The following is a 15,790-nucleotide window of genomic DNA, read 5'->3' as shown; positions in this document are numbered from 1 at the left end:
TAACCTGAAGGCATGACGCATACGGGCAACCCCTTCGGACAGGTGCTCGTCGCGCTCGTCACACCGATGACGGCCGACGGCGAGGTGGATTGGCCCGCGGTCGAGAAGCACATCGACGACGTCATCGCCGCGGGCGCCGACGGGATCGTCGTGACCGGGACGACGGGCGAGACCTCGACGCTGACCGATGCCGAGAAGATCCGGCTCGTCGAGGTCGGCAAGGATGTCGCGGCCGGCCGCGCCAAGATCATCACCGGCGGAGGCTCCAACGAGACCGCCCACGCGATCGAGCTCTACAAGGCGAGCGAGAAGGTCGGCGCTGACGGCATCATGATCGTCACGCCGTACTACAACAAGCCGACACAGGCGGGGATCCTCACGCACTTCCGGCTCGTGGCCGACGCGACCGAGCTGCCGGTCATCCTCTACGACATCCCCGGTCGCACCGGCGTGCCGATCCGCTACGAGACGATCCTGCGGCTGGCGAAGCATCCCAACATCCTCGCCATCAAGGACGCCAAGGGAGACTTCAGCGAGGTCAGCCGCGTGCTCAACCAGACCGACCTCATGTACTTCTCCGGCGACGACGCGAACGTGCTGCCGCACCTGTCGATCGGGGCTACCGGCCTCATCGGCGTGACGGCGAACATCGCTCCCGCCCCGTACCGGACGATCGTCGACGCCGTCAACGCGGGCGACCTGACCACGGCGACGGCCGCTCACCGCCGGCTGGAGCCGCTCGTGCGGGCGGTCATGACCCACGTTCCCGGCACGGTCTCGGCGAAGTACATCCTGCACGGACTCGGGCGCATCGGCAGTCCGCGAGTGCGATTGCCGCTGGTGGGTCCCGAAGAGTGGGAGGCGGCGATGATCGAGGACGAACTCGCCCTCGTCACCGGCGTCGCGGGCGCCGACTTCTCGAACTTCCGGCCCGATCGCAACGCAGCCGCCGGCGGCGCGCTGCCCAAGGTCTCGGGGACGACCCGATGAGCCCTCTCACCGCACCCTTCGACCCGCCCGCGCTCGAGTCGGGGACGCTGAGGATCACCCCCCTCGGCGGCCTGGGCGAAGTCGGGCGCAACATGACCGTGTTCGAGTACGGCGGAAAGCTCCTGGTCGTCGACTGCGGCGTGCTCTTCCCCGAAGAGCATCAACCGGGCGTCGACCTCATCCTCCCCGACTTCGAGCCGCTCAAGGGGCGCCTCGACGACATCGTCGGGGTCGTGCTCACCCACGGACACGAGGACCACATCGGCGCGGTGCCCTACCTGCTCAAGCTCAAGAGCGACATCCCCATCGTCGGATCGGGCCTCACTCTGGCCCTCACCGAGGCGAAGCTCAAAGAGCACCGGATCAAGCCGTACAGCCTGACCGTCGCCGAGGGCCAGCGCGAGAACCTCGGCCCGTTCGAGCTCGAGTTCATCGCGGTCAACCACTCGATCCCCGACGCCCTCGCCGTCGCGATCCGCACGCCCGCCGGGCTCGTGCTCGCGACCGGCGACTTCAAGATGGACCAGCTGCCCCTCGACGGGCGCCTCACGGATCTGCGCGCCTTCGCCCGCCTGGGCGAGGAGGGCGTCGACCTCTTCCTGGTCGACTCGACCAACGCGGACGTCCCGGGGTTCACGCCCCTCGAGCGCGAGATCGGTCCCGTGCTCGACCAGGTGATCGGGAAGTCTCCGCGACGCGTGATCGTGGCGAGCTTCTCCAGCCATGTCCATCGCGTTCAGCAGGTGCTGGATGCCGCGGCCGCTCACGGCCGCCGGGTGGCGCTCCTCGGCCGGAGCATGCTGCGCAACATGACGATCGCCGAGGATCTGGGCTACCTCAACGTTCCCGAGGGCGTCCTCATCGACTACAAGAAGGCGCGGGATCTGCCCGAGGACCAGATCGTCTACATGTCGACGGGGTCGCAGGGCGAGCCGATGGCGGTGCTGAGCCGCATGGCCAACCTCGACCACGCCATCGAGCCCGGTCCGGGCGACACGGTGATCCTCGCGTCGAGCCTCATCCCCGGCAACGAGAACGCCGTGTACCGGGTGATCGACGGACTCACGAAGCTCGGCGCGAACGTCGTCCACAAGGGCAACGCGAAGGTGCACGTCTCCGGTCACGCCGCAGCCGGCGAGCTCCTCTACTGCTACAACATCCTCCGTCCGCGCAACGTCCTGCCGGTGCACGGCGAGTACCGCCACCTCATGGCCAACGCGCGCCTCGCACAGGACACCGGAATCGACGCCGAGCGCACGATCCTCGCCGAGAACGGGACGGTCATCGACCTCTCGGACGGCGTGGCGCGGGCGGTCGGCCAGCTCGACCTCGGATTCGTCTACGTCGACGGATCCACCGTCGGCGAGATCACCGACGCAGACCTCAAAGATCGCCGCATCCTCGGCGAGGAGGGCTTCATCTCGGTCATCGTGGTGGTCGACGCCTCGACCGGCAAGGTGATCTCCGGGCCGGAGATCCACGCCCGCGGTTTCGCGGAGGACGACGCGGTTTTCGATGACGTCAAGCCGAAGATCGCGGCGGCGCTCGCCGATGCGGCGAAGTCCGGAGTGCGCGACCAGCACGCCCTCTCGCAGGTGGTGCGTCGCACGATCGGACGCTGGGTGAACCAGTCGCTGCGCCGGCGGCCGATGATCGTTCCGCTCGTCATCGAGGCGTGAGGACGGAGCCGTCCCGCGACACGCGGGACGGCGCATCCCTCGTCGTCGCTAAAATCACCGCATGCCCCCCGCCTTCTCCGTGCGCGCCGCCACCCAGGCGGACGGTGTGTTCCTGGCGGACATGGTGGTCGAGGCCGCCAACTGGCGCCCGGGGGGCGGGCGCCCGAAGCACGAGCTGATCGCGGACTCCGAGCACAGCCGGTACGTTTCGGGGTGGATGCGTCCCGGCGATGCGGGCTTCGTCGCCGAGGCCCCCCACGCAGAGCCCATCGGCGCGGCGTGGTACCGGATGCTGCCCCGCACCGAGCCCGGGTTCGGCTACGTGGGGACGGGGGTCCCCGAGCTCATCATCGGGGTGCGGCCCATCTGGCGGGCGCACGGCGTGGGGCGTGCCCTGCTGCAGCGGCTGTGCGAGCACGCTCGGTCGCAGGGGTTCGGTCGCATCAGCCTGAGCGTCGAGCGCGGGAACTTCGCCGCCACGCTGTACCGGAGCGAGGGATTCGCGGTCGTCGAGGCCGGCCACGGCCGGGACACGATGGTCAAGCGGCTCCGCTGAGTCCCGCGCCAGGCTGCGGGGGCTCGAAAGCGCCGCGCGGCTCCCCGGAAAAGTCGGAGGTCCCGCTTACCGTGGGGGGATGGCCAGGAGCTCCAGCCCGACCAAGAGCGGTCGCGCGCCCTCACGCACGCAGGCGTCCTCGTCGCGCGCCAAGAAGCCCGCACCGGCACCGAAGCGCTATGTCGGAGAGCAGGAGAAGCCTCCCGTGATCGTTCGGGCGTGGCTCGGGCTCGCGCACGCGACGGGCGCCCTCTTCCGGGCTTTCGGGCCCGAGACCCTCGAGAAGGACCAACGCCGCGACGGCTTCCCGTTCCTGCTCGTGCTCCTGGCGGTCGCGGGCGCCGTCAACGAGTGGTTCTTCATCGGCAACGAGGTCGCCGGCACCGTGAGCGCCTTCACCGTGGGCGCGCTCATCGGCCGTGAGGCCTTCATCCTGCCCGTGCTCCTCCTCGTCCTCGCCGGCTGGATGTTCCGCCATCCGTCGTCGGTGCACGACAACGGCCGGGTCGGCATCGGGTTCGGTCTCCTCATCTGGACGATCGCGGGCTTCTGCCACGTCGCGGGGGGCCGACCGCAACCCAGCCAGGGCCTCCCGGCGCTCAGCGAGGCCGGGGGCCTGTCGGGCTGGATGATCGGCGAGCCGCTCGCCCTCGTGCTCACCGACGTCGGCGCCTACATCGTGCTGTCGGTGCTGGCCGTGCTCAGCATCCTGATCATCACGAAGACGCCGCCCAATCGCATCGGGCGGCGCCTGGGCGAGCTGTACGCGTGGATGTTCGGCGCCGAGCCCCGCACCGAACAGACGTCGACGGATGCCGCGGCCGACGAGTCCGGCGACGAGCCGTCGCTGCCGTGGTGGCGCCGCAACAAGACCGGCCGCGAAGAGGATCCCGACGACGGGGTCCTGGGCTCGGACGACCTGACCGCACTGCTCACCCCCGGCGCGACGCAGGGCGGGTTCGACCAGGTGCTCGAGCCGGCGCCCGCGCCCGACGCCGTGCCGACCGACGCCCTGACCGAGATCATCGACCCGGCCGTGCTGTCGGCGGCCAAGGGGTCGAAGGCATCGGGGACGTCGCTGCGCGACGACAGCGCGGATCCGCTCGAGGACGACCTTCTGCCCGGTCTTTCGGGGATCGGCACCGATGCCCCCGCGGCGACCACCGCCCCGTACCGCCTGCCCTCCGTCAACGCCCTCGCCGCCGGGACGCCCCACGTGGCCCGCTCACAGGCGAACGACGACACCGTGAAGGCGATCACGAGCGTTCTCGAGCAGTTCTCCGTCGACGCGCGCGTGACGGGCTTCTCGCGCGGTCCGACCGTGACGCAGTACGAGATCTCGCTCGGTCCCGGCGTGAAGGTGGAGCGGATCACCGCCCTCACCAACAACATCGCCTACGCCGTCGCCTCGAACGAGGTGCGCATCCTCGCGCCGATCCCCGGCAAGAGCGCCATCGGCGTCGAGATCCCCAACACCGACCGCGAGATCGTCACGCTCGGCGACGTGCTGCGATCCCACAACGCCCAGCAGTCGACGCACCCGATGACCATCGGCGTCGGCAAGGACGTCGGCGGCGGCTACGTCGTGGCCAATCTCGCGAAGATGCCGCACCTGCTCGTCGCGGGGTCGACCGGGTCGGGCAAGTCGAGCTTCGTGAACTCGATGATCACGAGCCTCCTCATGCGCGCCAAGCCGGCCGACGTGCGAATGGTGCTGATCGATCCCAAGCGGGTCGAGCTCACGTCCTACGCGGGCGTGCCCCACCTCATCACGCCCATCATCACGAACCCGAAGAAGGCGGCCGAGGCGCTGCAGTGGGTCGTGAAGGAGATGGACATGCGGTACGACGACCTCGCGTCGTTCGGCTTCCGCCACATCGACGACTTCAACAAGGCCGTGGTCGCGGGAGAGATCACGCTTCCCGCAGGTAGCGAGCGCGTGCTCAAGCCCTATCCGTATCTCCTCGTGGTCGTCGACGAGCTCGCCGACCTGATGATGGTGGCGCCCCGCGATGTCGAGGACTCGATCGTGCGCATCACGCAGCTCGCACGCGCGAGCGGCATCCACCTCGTGCTGGCGACCCAGCGGCCTTCGGTCGACGTCGTCACCGGCCTCATCAAGGCCAACGTGCCCTCGCGCCTCGCGTTCGCGGTGACGAGCGTGACGGATTCGCGCGTCATCCTCGACCAGCCGGGAGCGGATCGCCTGATCGGTCAGGGCGACGGACTCTTCCTGCCCATGGGGGCTTCCAAGGCTCTGCGCGTGCAGGGCGCGTGGGTCAGCGAGCAGGAGATCGAGAAGGTCGTGAAGCACGTGACCGCGCAGGCGCGGCCGGAGTACCGGTCCGACGTGCAGGCGGCCGCCGAGAAGAAGGAGATCGACGCCGACATCGGCGACGACCTCGAGCTGCTGCTGGCAGCGGCGGAGCAGATCATCTCGACGCAGTTCGGATCGACGTCGATGCTCCAGCGCAAGCTGCGCGTCGGATTCGCCAAGGCCGGGCGCCTGATGGACCTGCTCGAGTCGCGCGAGATCGTCGGCCCCTCCGAGGGTTCGAAGGCGCGCGATGTGCTCGTCGCTCCCGACCAGCTCCCGGCGGTGCTCGCACGGCTGCGCGGTGAAGACGTTCCGGCCGCCCCGGCCGCGGCATCCGATCCCTACGGGGCCGACGCCGTCGACGCGCAGTACGACGGTCTTCCGACCGTCGACGGCGATGAAGGCTCCGAGGACGCGTGGGGCCTGACCGGCCGCGATTGACCGTACGACGACGGGGATAGGCTCGGCGCATGGCGATTCCGCGGCAGCTTCCGAACGCGATCACGATCGTGCGCATCCTGTGCGCTCCGGTGTTCCTGTGGATGCTGCTCGCCGACGGCGGTGCCGACTGTCCGCTGCGCTGGTGGGCGGCGGTGCTCTTCATCGTCGCGATCGCCACCGACGGCATCGACGGCTACCTCGCCCGGAAGCATCACATCGTCACAGATCTGGGCAAGCTCCTGGATCCGATCGCCGACAAGGTGCTCACCGGATTCGCCTTCATCGGCCTGTCGATTCTGGCCGAGCTGCCGTGGTGGATCACGATCATCGTTCTCGTGCGAGAGATCGGCATCACCGTGCATCGACTGATCGTCGCAAGCGACCACGTGGTCGCGGCCGCGTGGATGGGCAAGCTGAAGACGCTCGCCCAGGGCGTCGCCCTCTCGCTCGCCCTGCTGCCGCTGTGGACGGTCGTCGGAGACTGGATCTTCTGGGTCAACGGCGCGACCATGACGATCGCCGTCGTGCTCACGGTGGCGAGCGGTGTCGACTACGTGATCACCGAGGTGCGCGGTGCGCGTCGTGCCAAGGGCGCGGCGTGACGCACGCGGCCGACCTGCTCGCCGCACTCGGCGCCCGAGGATGGACGGTGGCGGTTGCCGAGTCGCTCACGGGCGGCCTTCTCGCCTCCGCGCTCGTCGACGTGCCGGGCGCTTCGGTGTCTGTGCGCGGGGGAGTGGTCGCCTACGCGACGGACGTGAAGCGCGACGTGCTGGGGGTCGATCCTGCCCTCCTGGATTCCGTCGGGGCGGTCGATGAGGCGGTGGCGTCGCAGATGGCCGCGGGGGTGCGCCGCCTCCTCCGGGCTGATGTGGGGATCGCCACGACGGGCGTCGCCGGTCCCGAGCCCCAGGACGGCAGGCCGGTCGGCGCGGTGTGCATCGCGGTGACCACTCCGCAAGGAGGCACGACGACTTCGTTCCTCCTCGAGGGCGACCGTGCGCAGATTCGCGCGGCGGCGGTCGAGAAGGCGCTCACGACGGCCCTGGGCCGCCTCTGATCATGCCGTTCCGGCGAATCCGCGGTTGCGGGAACAGGGCGTGTTTCTTCTCGGTTACATTCGGTGATTCCCACCCATTCCCCAGTTCGCGGGATTAGATTGGCACCATCGGGTGATGTACTGTTGTCCACCCCGGACATGCGGAATCAGAAGTGAGGAGGGGGCCCACCATGATCCTGGTTCGTCAAGAAATCGGCGAAGTGCTTCGTGATTTCCGCCAGCAGAAGGGACGCACCCTCCGGCAGGTCGCCAGTCGTGCCAGTGTGGCACTCGGCTACCTGAGCGAGGTGGAGCGCGGCCAGAAGGAAGCGTCCAGCGAGATCCTCGCCTCCGTGGCCGAGGCCCTGGATGTCCCGATCTCGACGATCATGCGCGAGGTCGGCGACCGCATCTCGGTCCTCGAGGGCCTCCAGACCTTCCCCGACGTCGTCCCCGACGAGCTCGTCGCGTCCGTCGACGCCGAGCTCTCGCTGCGCTGACGTTTCGCGTCTCGATCCTCCGGAGTCGCACGCCTCATGCGCCGCAGTGAGTTCAATCGCGCCGTGAGCGACGAGTTCGGTCTGCGCGGTGATGCCTTGGTCGTCGATCTCGTCCTGCCCGCCGTGGGTGGGCAAACCGCCGCCGAAGCAATGAAGGCGGGCGTGCCTCCACGCGAGGTGTGGCTGGCGCTGTGCGCCGAGACGGACGTCCCCCTGGAGCGTCGCTACGGCGCGGGCCGGCTCGAGCCCAAGCGTTGACCCGGCGCCGGCGCGCGGCGTGTCGTCGCCCTTCGATACGGAGCGCGGTGCGCTCCTACTCAGGGGCCTTGCGGCGCCGCTGCGCGGCGTGTCGTCGAAGAAGTGTTCGATAGCCGCGTAGGCTCCTGCACAGCAGGCATCGAGGACGTGTTTGTCCACACGAGTGGGGGAGCGAAGGCGGATGTCGGAGCCCCTCTCTAGCGTGGACCACGTCGAACGACACCTCACGCCTTGTCGCAGCATCCATCCCACCGGGGTGGAGCGCGACAGCCTACAGGCGACGGAACGCGAGCAAATAGGAGCACGTCATGCCCTCAGCAGTTGACCGCGAGAAGGCCCTCGAGTCGGCCCTCGCCCAGATCGACCGGCAGTTCGGAAAGGGCTCGGTCATGCGGCTGGGCAGTGACGAGCGTGCTCCCGTCGAGGTGGTTCCCACCGGGTCCATCGCCCTCGATGTCGCGCTGGGCATCGGAGGCCTTCCTCGGGGCCGTATCATCGAGATCTACGGTCCGGAGTCGTCGGGTAAGACGACACTCACCCTCCACGCGATCGCCAACGTGCAGCGCGCGGGCGGCATCGCCGCGTTCATCGACGCCGAGCACGCGCTCGACCCGGATTACGCACAGAAGCTCGGTGTCGACATCGACTCGCTGCTCGTGTCGCAGCCCGACACCGGGGAGCAAGCCCTCGAGATCGCCGACATGCTGGTGCGCTCCGGTGCCATCGACCTCGTCGTGATCGACTCCGTCGCCGCGCTCGTTCCGAAGGCCGAGATCGAGGGCGAGATGGGTGACTCGCACGTGGGTCTTCAGGCTCGCCTCATGTCACAGGCTCTGCGCAAGCTGACCGGTGGGCTCAACCAGACGAACACCACCATGATCTTCATCAACCAGCTGCGCGAGAAGATCGGTGTGTTCTTCGGGTCTCCCGAAACCACCGCCGGTGGAAAGGCGCTGAAGTTCTATGCGTCCGTGCGTCTCGACATCCGCCGAATCGAGACCCTCAAGGACGGCACGGACGCGGTGGGCAACCGCACTCGCGTCAAGGTCGTGAAGAACAAGATGGCTCCGCCGTTCAAGCAAGCCGAGTTCGACATCCTGTACGGCGTCGGCATCTCGCGTGAGGGCAGTCTCATCGACTTCGGCGTGGAGCACGGCATCGTCAAGAAGTCCGGTGCGTGGTACACGTACGACGGCGAGCAGCTCGGCCAGGGTAAGGAGAACGCCCGCAACTTCCTCATCAAGAACGAGGATGTCGCGGCCGAGATCGAGTCGAAGATCAAGGCGAAGCTCGGCATCGGCGTGCCCAAGTCGGTCGAGGCGTCAGCCCAGGACGAGCTGGCCGCACGCCGACCTGCATAGTGTTCCGGCAGTCATCCGTGTTTCGAGGTCGCTCGACGACCGGGGAGAGCTGTGGATAGCGGGCACGGGGGCGACGACCTCGCCCCCGTGATCCCGCTCTTCGGAGGGCGAACTGAGCGGCGCGATACCGCCGGCGGCGCGCTCCGGGGTGACGCGGGTGCCCGAGGCGACGAGCTCGGCCACGACGTCGACTCGGGTGGCGACGAGCTCCACGGCGAGGCTGACGCCCCCTCGACCCTCCTCGCGTGGCACCCGACGTGGACCGCCGACGGATCGGTCGCAGAGGACGAGGGTCGCGTGAACGACGATCGAGCGGACAGCGACGAGGATTCTCGGCGCGATCTCGCCGAGAAGGCTCTCATCAAGAGACTGCGGACACGGTCGGTTTCCGTCGCGGAAGCCCGCGGGATGCTGCGGGAGCACGACCTCGATGAGGCTTCGATCGAAACGGTGATCGTGTCGCTGACCGGCTACGGCTACCTGGATGATGCGGCGCTTGCAGAACAGCTCGTCCACGTGGGCGTCGATCGCAAGGGCCAGGGCAGGCGGCTGATCGCGCAGACGCTCGCGAAGCGGGGAGTTCCGCGGGACGTCGCCGACTCGGCCCTCCAGGCGCTGCCCGACGACGATCTCGAGCGGGCGCTGGAGTATGCGAGAGGCAAGGCGCGGGCGCTTCGATCGCTCGATCGTGAGACCGCGCTGCGACGGCTGTCCGGCCAACTCGCTCGTCGCGGCTACAGCGGCTCGCTCGCCATGAACGCCGCGCGAACGGCGCTCGACGAATCCACCGGCGAGGGGAGCGGCGTGAGGTTCCGCTGAGCCGCGCGATGTCGCGCGAGAATCCCGCCCGCCCGATGGCCCGAGCGCCCTCGACGAGGTGCGAGACTGGCACAACGTCGACTCGAGGAGGAACATGGCGATCCGCGTGGAGGGCCTGACCAAGCGCTTCCGTACGACCACCGCCGTCGACAACCTCACCTTCTCGGTGCCGGACTCGTCCGTCTTCGCCTTCCTCGGTGCCAACGGTGCCGGCAAGTCGACCACGATCAATTGCCTGACCACGGTCCTGCCCTTCGACGAAGGAGCGGTCCAGGTCGCCGGCCACGACGTCGTCGCCCATGGCGAGCGGGTGCGCGAGCGCATCGGCGTGGTCTTCCAGGACTCGGTTCTCGACCCGATGCTCACCGTGCGCGAGAACCTCCGTCTGCGCGCCACGCTCGCCAAAGTGCCGCACACGCGCGCCGATGAGCGGATCGCCGCGCTCGCTTCGCTCATCGAGCTGGAAGCCTTCCTCGACCGCCGGTACGGCGCGCTCTCGGGCGGTCAGCGTCGGCGCGTCGACATCGCCCGCGCTCTCCTCCACGAGCCCGCGATCCTGTTCCTCGACGAGCCGACGGCGGGCCTCGACCCCCGCAGCCGGGCGATCCTGTGGCGGACGGTGCACGGCCTGCGGTACGAGACCGGTCTCACCGTCTTCCTCACCACGCACTACATGGAGGAGACCGAGGAGGCCGACCGCGTGTGCATCATCGACCGCGGAAGCATCGTCGCCGACGGCACGCCCGCCGCGCTGCGGGCCGAGCACAGTCACAGCATCCTGACCGTCACCACGCGCGACCCGGGGGCCCTCATCGGCCTCGCGTCCGCACACGGCGGAGACGCGTCGGTAGACGGCGAGCTGGTCGAGATCGCCGTCCCGGATGCCGCGACGGCACGAGCCCTCCTGACCGCCCACGGCGAGGACGTGCGCGACTTCGAGTTCCGCCACGGACGGATGGACGATGTCTTCCTTGCCCTCACCGGCCGCGCCGCGGCCGACGCCGACGAGACCACGACCGACGACGGGGCCGCTCCCGACGCCGGGACGAAGGCCGGTCCGGCGGGCCGTCGCTCATGACCGTCGTCCTGGCCATCGTGCGGCGCAACCTGCGCCTGTTCTTCCGCGACCGCATGAACGTCTTCTTCTCGCTCCTCGGCGCGCTCATCCTGTTCGTGCTCTACACGCTCTTCCTGGCGCGCCTGCAGATCGACGGGCTGCAGGAGACCTTCCCGCAGGCGTCGGAGGACGACATCCGCGTGTTCGTCGACACATGGATGTTCGCCGGAATCGTGATGCTGTCGACGATCACGACCGGCCTCGGAGCGCTCGTGACCCTCGTCGACGACGGCGAGTCCGGCCGATTCCGCGACTTCCTCGTGTCTCCGGTGCGTCGCACTCAGCTCGTCCTCGGCTATCTGATCTCGGCCATCACCGTCGCGATCATCATGTCGATGATCGTCCTGACGCTGAGCGTGCTCTATCTCGGCCTCGTCGACTCGACCTGGCTCCCGCCGCTGACGGTCGTCCGCATCGCCGGAATCACGCTGCTCTGCTGCGCCGGGTTCACCGCGCTGTCCGCTCTCATCGTCTCCTTCATCCGCACAGGCGCCGCCTTCTCGGGGTTCGCCACCGTCATCGGCACGGTGCTCGGATTCATCGCGGGCGCCTACATCCCCGTCGGCTCGCTGCCAGGCGCCGTCGCCACGACCATCAACGCACTTCCCTTCGCTCAGGGGGCGATGCTGCTGCGGCGGGAGTTCACCGCAGACTCCCTCTCGACGATGGTGGGCGACAACGCCGACGCAGCCGACGCGGTCAAGGAGTTCTACGGCATCGACGCCTACGTCGGTGATCTCATCGTGCCCGCCACGATCGCGTTCGGCGTCCTCGTCGCCATGGCATTCGGATTCACTGCTCTGTCCGCAGGGCGGATCCGCGCGCGCATCCGCTGACCCGCCGGTCCGACCGGCTCGGCCGCCGCACATCCGGCCGCCGACCGAGGGCTCGTAGAATGGCAGGCATCATGACCACCCCCTCCACCTCTCCGACGCTCATCGCGCCCTCCGACGCCGCCCGCGCCGCCGACGGCCGCGCGCGCACCTACGAGGTCCGCACCTTCGGCTGCCAGATGAACGTCCACGACTCCGAGCGGCTCTCCGGCTCGCTCGAGAGCGCCGGCTACGTGCGCGCCGAGGTCGGCGAAGAAGCCGACGTCGTCGTCATCAACACCTGCGCCGTCCGCGACAACGCCGCCGGCAAGCTCTACGGCACCCTCGGCCACCTCAAGTCCCGCAAGGACCGCCACGAGGGGATGCAGATCGCCGTCGGCGGCTGCCTCGCGCAGATGGACAAGGACGCCGTCCAGCAGAAGGCGCCCTGGGTGGACGTGGTGTTCGGCACCCACAACATGGGCTCGCTGCCGGGGCTGCTGGAGCGGGCGCGCCACAACGGCGAGGCCGAACTCGAGATCCTCGAGTCCCTCGATGTCTTTCCGTCGACGCTGCCGACCAAGCGCGACAGCGTCTACAGCGGCTGGGTGTCGATCTCTGTCGGCTGCAACAACACGTGCACGTTCTGCATCGTTCCGAGCCTCCGGGGCAAGGAGAAGGACCGCCGTCCCGGCGACATCCTCAACGAGATCCGCCTGCTCGTCGAAGACGGCGCGATGGAGGTCACGCTGCTCGGCCAGAACGTCAACTCGTACGGCGTCGAGTTCGGCGATCGCCGGGCCTTCGGCAAGCTGCTGCGCGCAGCCGGCGAGATCCCCGGCCTCGAGCGGATCCGCTTCACGAGCCCTCACCCCGCCGCGTTCACCGACGACGTCATCGACGCCATGGCCGAGACGCCCGCCGTCATGCCGCAGCTGCACATGCCGCTGCAGTCGGGGAGCGACCGCATCCTCAAGGCGATGCGTCGCTCGTACCGCAGCGAGCGATTCCTCGGCATCCTCGACCGCGTGCGCGCCCAGATGCCCGACGCGGCCATCTCGACCGACATCATCGTCGGCTTCCCCGGCGAGACCGACGAAGACTTCGAAGACACCCTGCGGGTCGTCGAGCAGGCGCGCTTCGCGAGCGCGTTCACCTTCCAGTACTCCATCCGCGAGGGGACTCCCGCCGCGACGATGCCCGATCAGGTTCCCAAGGAGGTCGTGCAGCACCGCTACGAGCGCCTCGTCGCCCTTCAGGAGCGCATCTCGCTCGAAGAGAACCAGAAGCAGCTCGGTCGTGAAGTGCAGGTGCTCGTCTCGACGGGCGAGGGCAAGAAGGATGCCGAGACCCACCGCCTGACCGGACGCGCCGAGGACAACCGCCTCGTCCACTTCGAGGTCCCCGAGGGCTCCGGCATCCCGCGCCCGGGCGACGTGGTCTCGGTGGTGGTGACGCACGCCGCTCCGTTCCACCTGCTCGCCGACTCGGTCGACGGCGCGCCGCTGCGCATCCGCCGCACCCGCTCCGGCGACGCATGGGACCGCACGCAGGCCGAGTCGTGCGGCGTGCCCGCTCCGGAGGGTGCCGCGGGGGCCCCGCGCGCCGTGTCGCTCGGGCTCCCGACGCTGCGCCTCGGCGGGTGACAGCCGCCGCGCGCACCCCGAGACTGTGGGCGATCGTCGGGGCGACGGGCACCGGCAAGACCGCCCTCTCCCTCGACCTCGCTCATGCACTGGGGGAGCACGGGATCGCCGCCGAGGTCGTCAACGCCGACGCGATGCAGCTCTACCGGGGCATGGACGTCGGCACCGCGAAGCTCCCCGAGGCGGAGCGCCGCGGCATCCCTCATCACCTCTTCGACGTGCTCGAGGTCACGACCGAGGCGGCCGTCGCCTGGTATCAGGATGCCGCGCGCACCGTGATCGGCGGAATCCACGACCGCGGAGCCGACGCGATCCTCGTGGGCGGTTCGGGGCTGTACGTCTCGAGCGTGGTGTTCGACTTCCGCTTCCCGCCCCACGATCCCGAGGTGCGCGCCGCGCTGGAGGCCGAACTCGACGCACACGGTCCCGGCGTGCTGTTCGCGCGGCTGCGGGACGCCGACCCGATGACGGCCGCACGGGTGGATCCGAAGAACGGCCGGCGCATCGTCCGCGCGCTCGAGGTGCTCGCGCAGGGTGCCGACACGCACGGCGCCGCGCTCCCCGATCGCCCCGTCCTCTGGCGCGAGCCCACCACCCTCGTCGGGGTGTCCGTGCCGCGCGAGGATCTCGTCCGCCGGCTCGATGCCCGGGTCGAGGCGATGTGGCGGGACGGGCTTCTCGACGAGGTCGCGCAGCTGCGCGAGGTCGGTCTCGACGACGGCGTCACCGCTCGCCGGGCGATCGGCTACGCGCAGGCACTCGCCCAGCTCGACGGCCGTCTGACGCGCGAGGAGGCCATCGCCGAGACCCAGGCGCTCACGCGTCGCTACGCACGCCGCCAGGTGTCGTGGTTCGCCCGCTACCCGGGCATCAGCTGGGTGGAACCGGGAGCGGATGCCTCGACCCTGGCAGACTCGGTGTCATGAGCATCGCGATCCGAGCGTTCGAACTCCCCGACACCGAAGCGGTCGTCTCCCTGTGGCAGGCGACGAGGCTCACCCGGCCCTGGAACAACCCGTACCAGGACATCAGCCGGAAGATGAAGGTCCAGCCCGAGCTGTTCCTCGTCGCCGTGGACGGGACGCAGATCGTCGGATCGGTGATGGCCGGATACGACGGTCACCGCGGATGGCTCTATTACCTCGCGAGCGATCCGGCCCGTCGTGGAGAGGGCATCGCGCGAGATCTGGTCGAGCACGCCGAGCAGCTCCTCCTCGACATGGGCTGCCCGAAGGTGCAGCTGATGGTGCGCCCCGACAACGAGATCGCGAAGGGGTTCTACGAGGCTCTGGGTTTCGAGGCCTTCGAGACGTGGGCCACGGGCAAGCGCCTCATCGCCGACTGAGCGCGCACGCGACGCCCCTAGACTTGTCCTATGCCGCAGATCTCGTTCACCAAGGGTCACGGCACGGGCAACGACTTCGTCATCATTCCCGATCCCGACGGCGCGCTCGAGCTGTCCGACGATCAGATCGCCGTGCTGTGCGACCGTCGATTCGGCATCGGCGGCGACGGCATCCTGCGGGTCGTGCGCTCCTCGGCCCTCGAAGACGGGACGGAGGCCGCGGCATCCGGAGCCGAGTGGTTCATGGACTACCGCAACGCCGACGGATCGAAGGCCGAGATGTGCGGCAACGGCGTCCGCGTCTTCGTCCGCTACCTGACGGAGGTGGGGTGGGCATCGGTCGACGACGGACCGCTCGCCATCGGCACCCGCGCGGGCGTGAAGGCGGTCACCCGCAGCGACCTCGGCCTCGAAGTCGACCTCGGACCCTGGCGCGTCGAGCCCGACGAGGTGCTCGTCCGTGCGCGCGGGATCGGCGCGCCCCGGCCGGGCCTGGGCATCGACGTGGGCAACCCGCACGTCGTCGTTGCGCTGCCCGACCATCGCGAGCTCGAGGGACTCGATCTGACCGTCCTCCCGCAACTCCAGCCGGATCCTCCGCACGGGACGAACGTCGAGTTCGTGGTGCCGAGCGACCCGCTCGTGCGCGACGGCGTCGGCTCGATCCGCATGCGGGTCTTCGAGCGCGGGGTGGGCGAGACGCTCAGCTGCGGCACCGGCGTCGCGGCGGCCGCGCTCGCCGTGCGCCACTGGGCCGGCCCGGCCGCACCCGACCACTGGACGGTCGACGTGCCCGGCGGCACGCTCGGGGTGCGCATGCCCTACGTCGGCGACGAGCAGCACGTTCTGCTGTCCGGCCCCGCCACCCTGGTGTACTCCGGCGAGGTCGCACTCGCCTGACCGCGAGTCC

16 protein-coding genes are annotated in these 15,790 nt (G+C 69.3%); all 16 read left to right on the top strand.

The genetic code is table 11. The annotated features are described in order from the left end of the window. The first annotated feature begins 12 nt into the window (after nt 1-12). Nucleotides 13-990 (top strand): 4-hydroxy-tetrahydrodipicolinate synthase, encoded by a 978-nt coding sequence (dapA, locus tag ACFQ0P_RS00270; protein WP_204979749.1) that lies wholly within the window; start codon nt 13-15, stop codon nt 988-990. Then, nucleotides 987-2,669 carry a ribonuclease J gene (locus ACFQ0P_RS00265; RefSeq protein ID WP_204979748.1) on the top strand — a complete coding sequence of 561 codons (1,683 nt, stop codon included), beginning with the start codon at nt 987-989 and terminating at the stop codon, nt 2,667-2,669. Before dapA ends, ACFQ0P_RS00265 begins: the two co-directional genes overlap by 4 nt. 61 nt (nt 2,670-2,730) lie before the next feature. Beyond that, entirely contained in the window at nt 2,731-3,225 is a 495-nt protein-coding gene (locus ACFQ0P_RS00260) for a GNAT family N-acetyltransferase (RefSeq protein ID WP_204979747.1), read from the top strand. 79 nt (nt 3,226-3,304) lie between these two features. Then, complete coding sequence (locus ACFQ0P_RS00255) at nt 3,305-5,983, top strand: FtsK/SpoIIIE family DNA translocase (protein ID WP_204979746.1); 2,679 nt, start codon at nt 3,305-3,307, stop codon at nt 5,981-5,983. 29 nt (nt 5,984-6,012) lie between these two features. After that, nucleotides 6,013-6,585: a CDP-diacylglycerol--glycerol-3-phosphate 3-phosphatidyltransferase gene (pgsA, locus tag ACFQ0P_RS00250; protein WP_204979745.1), complete on the top strand. Its 573-nt coding sequence runs from the start codon at nt 6,013-6,015 to the stop codon at nt 6,583-6,585. Continuing rightward, the gene (locus tag ACFQ0P_RS00245; RefSeq protein WP_204979744.1) at nt 6,582-7,043 is read left to right on the top strand and encodes a CinA family protein; all 462 of its coding nucleotides are present in this window, start codon (nt 6,582-6,584) and stop codon (nt 7,041-7,043) included. The genes pgsA and ACFQ0P_RS00245 overlap by 4 nt, the downstream gene beginning before the upstream one ends. A gap of 170 nt (nt 7,044-7,213) precedes the next feature. Continuing rightward, nucleotides 7,214-7,522, top strand: a complete 309-nt coding sequence (locus ACFQ0P_RS00240) for a helix-turn-helix domain-containing protein (protein ID WP_172990241.1) — start codon at nt 7,214-7,216, stop codon at nt 7,520-7,522. A gap of 36 nt (nt 7,523-7,558) precedes the next feature. Continuing rightward, entirely contained in the window at nt 7,559-7,780 is a 222-nt protein-coding gene (locus ACFQ0P_RS00235) for a DUF3046 domain-containing protein (protein WP_204979743.1), read from the top strand. 308 nt (nt 7,781-8,088) lie between these two features. Next, a complete protein-coding gene (gene recA / locus ACFQ0P_RS00230; protein ID WP_204979742.1) occupies nt 8,089-9,141 on the top strand; it encodes a recombinase RecA in 1,053 nt (350 codons plus the stop codon). Nucleotides 9,142-9,192: 51 nt separating this feature from the next. After that, a complete protein-coding gene (locus ACFQ0P_RS00225) occupies nt 9,193-9,960 on the top strand; it encodes a regulatory protein RecX (RefSeq protein WP_204979741.1) in 768 nt (255 codons plus the stop codon). Between the two features lie 94 nt (nt 9,961-10,054). Continuing rightward, nucleotides 10,055-11,038, top strand: a complete 984-nt coding sequence (locus ACFQ0P_RS00220) for an ABC transporter ATP-binding protein (RefSeq protein ID WP_204979740.1) — start codon at nt 10,055-10,057, stop codon at nt 11,036-11,038. Further along, on the top strand, nt 11,035-11,913 hold the full coding sequence (locus ACFQ0P_RS00215; protein WP_204979739.1) for an ABC transporter permease: 879 nt from the start codon (nt 11,035-11,037) through the stop codon (nt 11,911-11,913). The genes ACFQ0P_RS00220 and ACFQ0P_RS00215 overlap by 4 nt, the downstream gene beginning before the upstream one ends. Before the next feature lie 71 nt (nt 11,914-11,984). After that, complete coding sequence (gene miaB, locus ACFQ0P_RS00210) at nt 11,985-13,535, top strand: tRNA (N6-isopentenyl adenosine(37)-C2)-methylthiotransferase MiaB (protein WP_204979738.1); 1,551 nt, start codon at nt 11,985-11,987, stop codon at nt 13,533-13,535. After that, nucleotides 13,532-14,461 carry a tRNA (adenosine(37)-N6)-dimethylallyltransferase MiaA gene (gene miaA / locus ACFQ0P_RS00205; RefSeq protein ID WP_378770958.1) on the top strand — a complete coding sequence of 310 codons (930 nt, stop codon included), beginning with the start codon at nt 13,532-13,534 and terminating at the stop codon, nt 14,459-14,461. Before miaB ends, miaA begins: the two co-directional genes overlap by 4 nt. Beyond that, entirely contained in the window at nt 14,458-14,880 is a 423-nt protein-coding gene (locus tag ACFQ0P_RS00200) for a GNAT family acetyltransferase (RefSeq protein ID WP_204979736.1), read from the top strand. Before miaA ends, ACFQ0P_RS00200 begins: the two co-directional genes overlap by 4 nt. Nucleotides 14,881-14,910: 30 nt before the next feature. Beyond that, the gene (dapF, locus tag ACFQ0P_RS00195; RefSeq protein WP_204979735.1) at nt 14,911-15,780 is read left to right on the top strand and encodes a diaminopimelate epimerase; all 870 of its coding nucleotides are present in this window, start codon (nt 14,911-14,913) and stop codon (nt 15,778-15,780) included. Nucleotides 15,781-15,790: the final 10 nt, after the last annotated feature.

This window comes from Microbacterium insulae, from assembly GCF_042677065.1.
In the GTDB taxonomy this organism is placed as follows: Bacteria; Actinomycetota; Actinomycetes; order Actinomycetales; family Microbacteriaceae; genus Microbacterium; species Microbacterium insulae.
The sequence above is the reverse complement of the archived record's forward strand: the minus strand, read 5'-3'. Positions and strand labels throughout refer to the sequence as shown.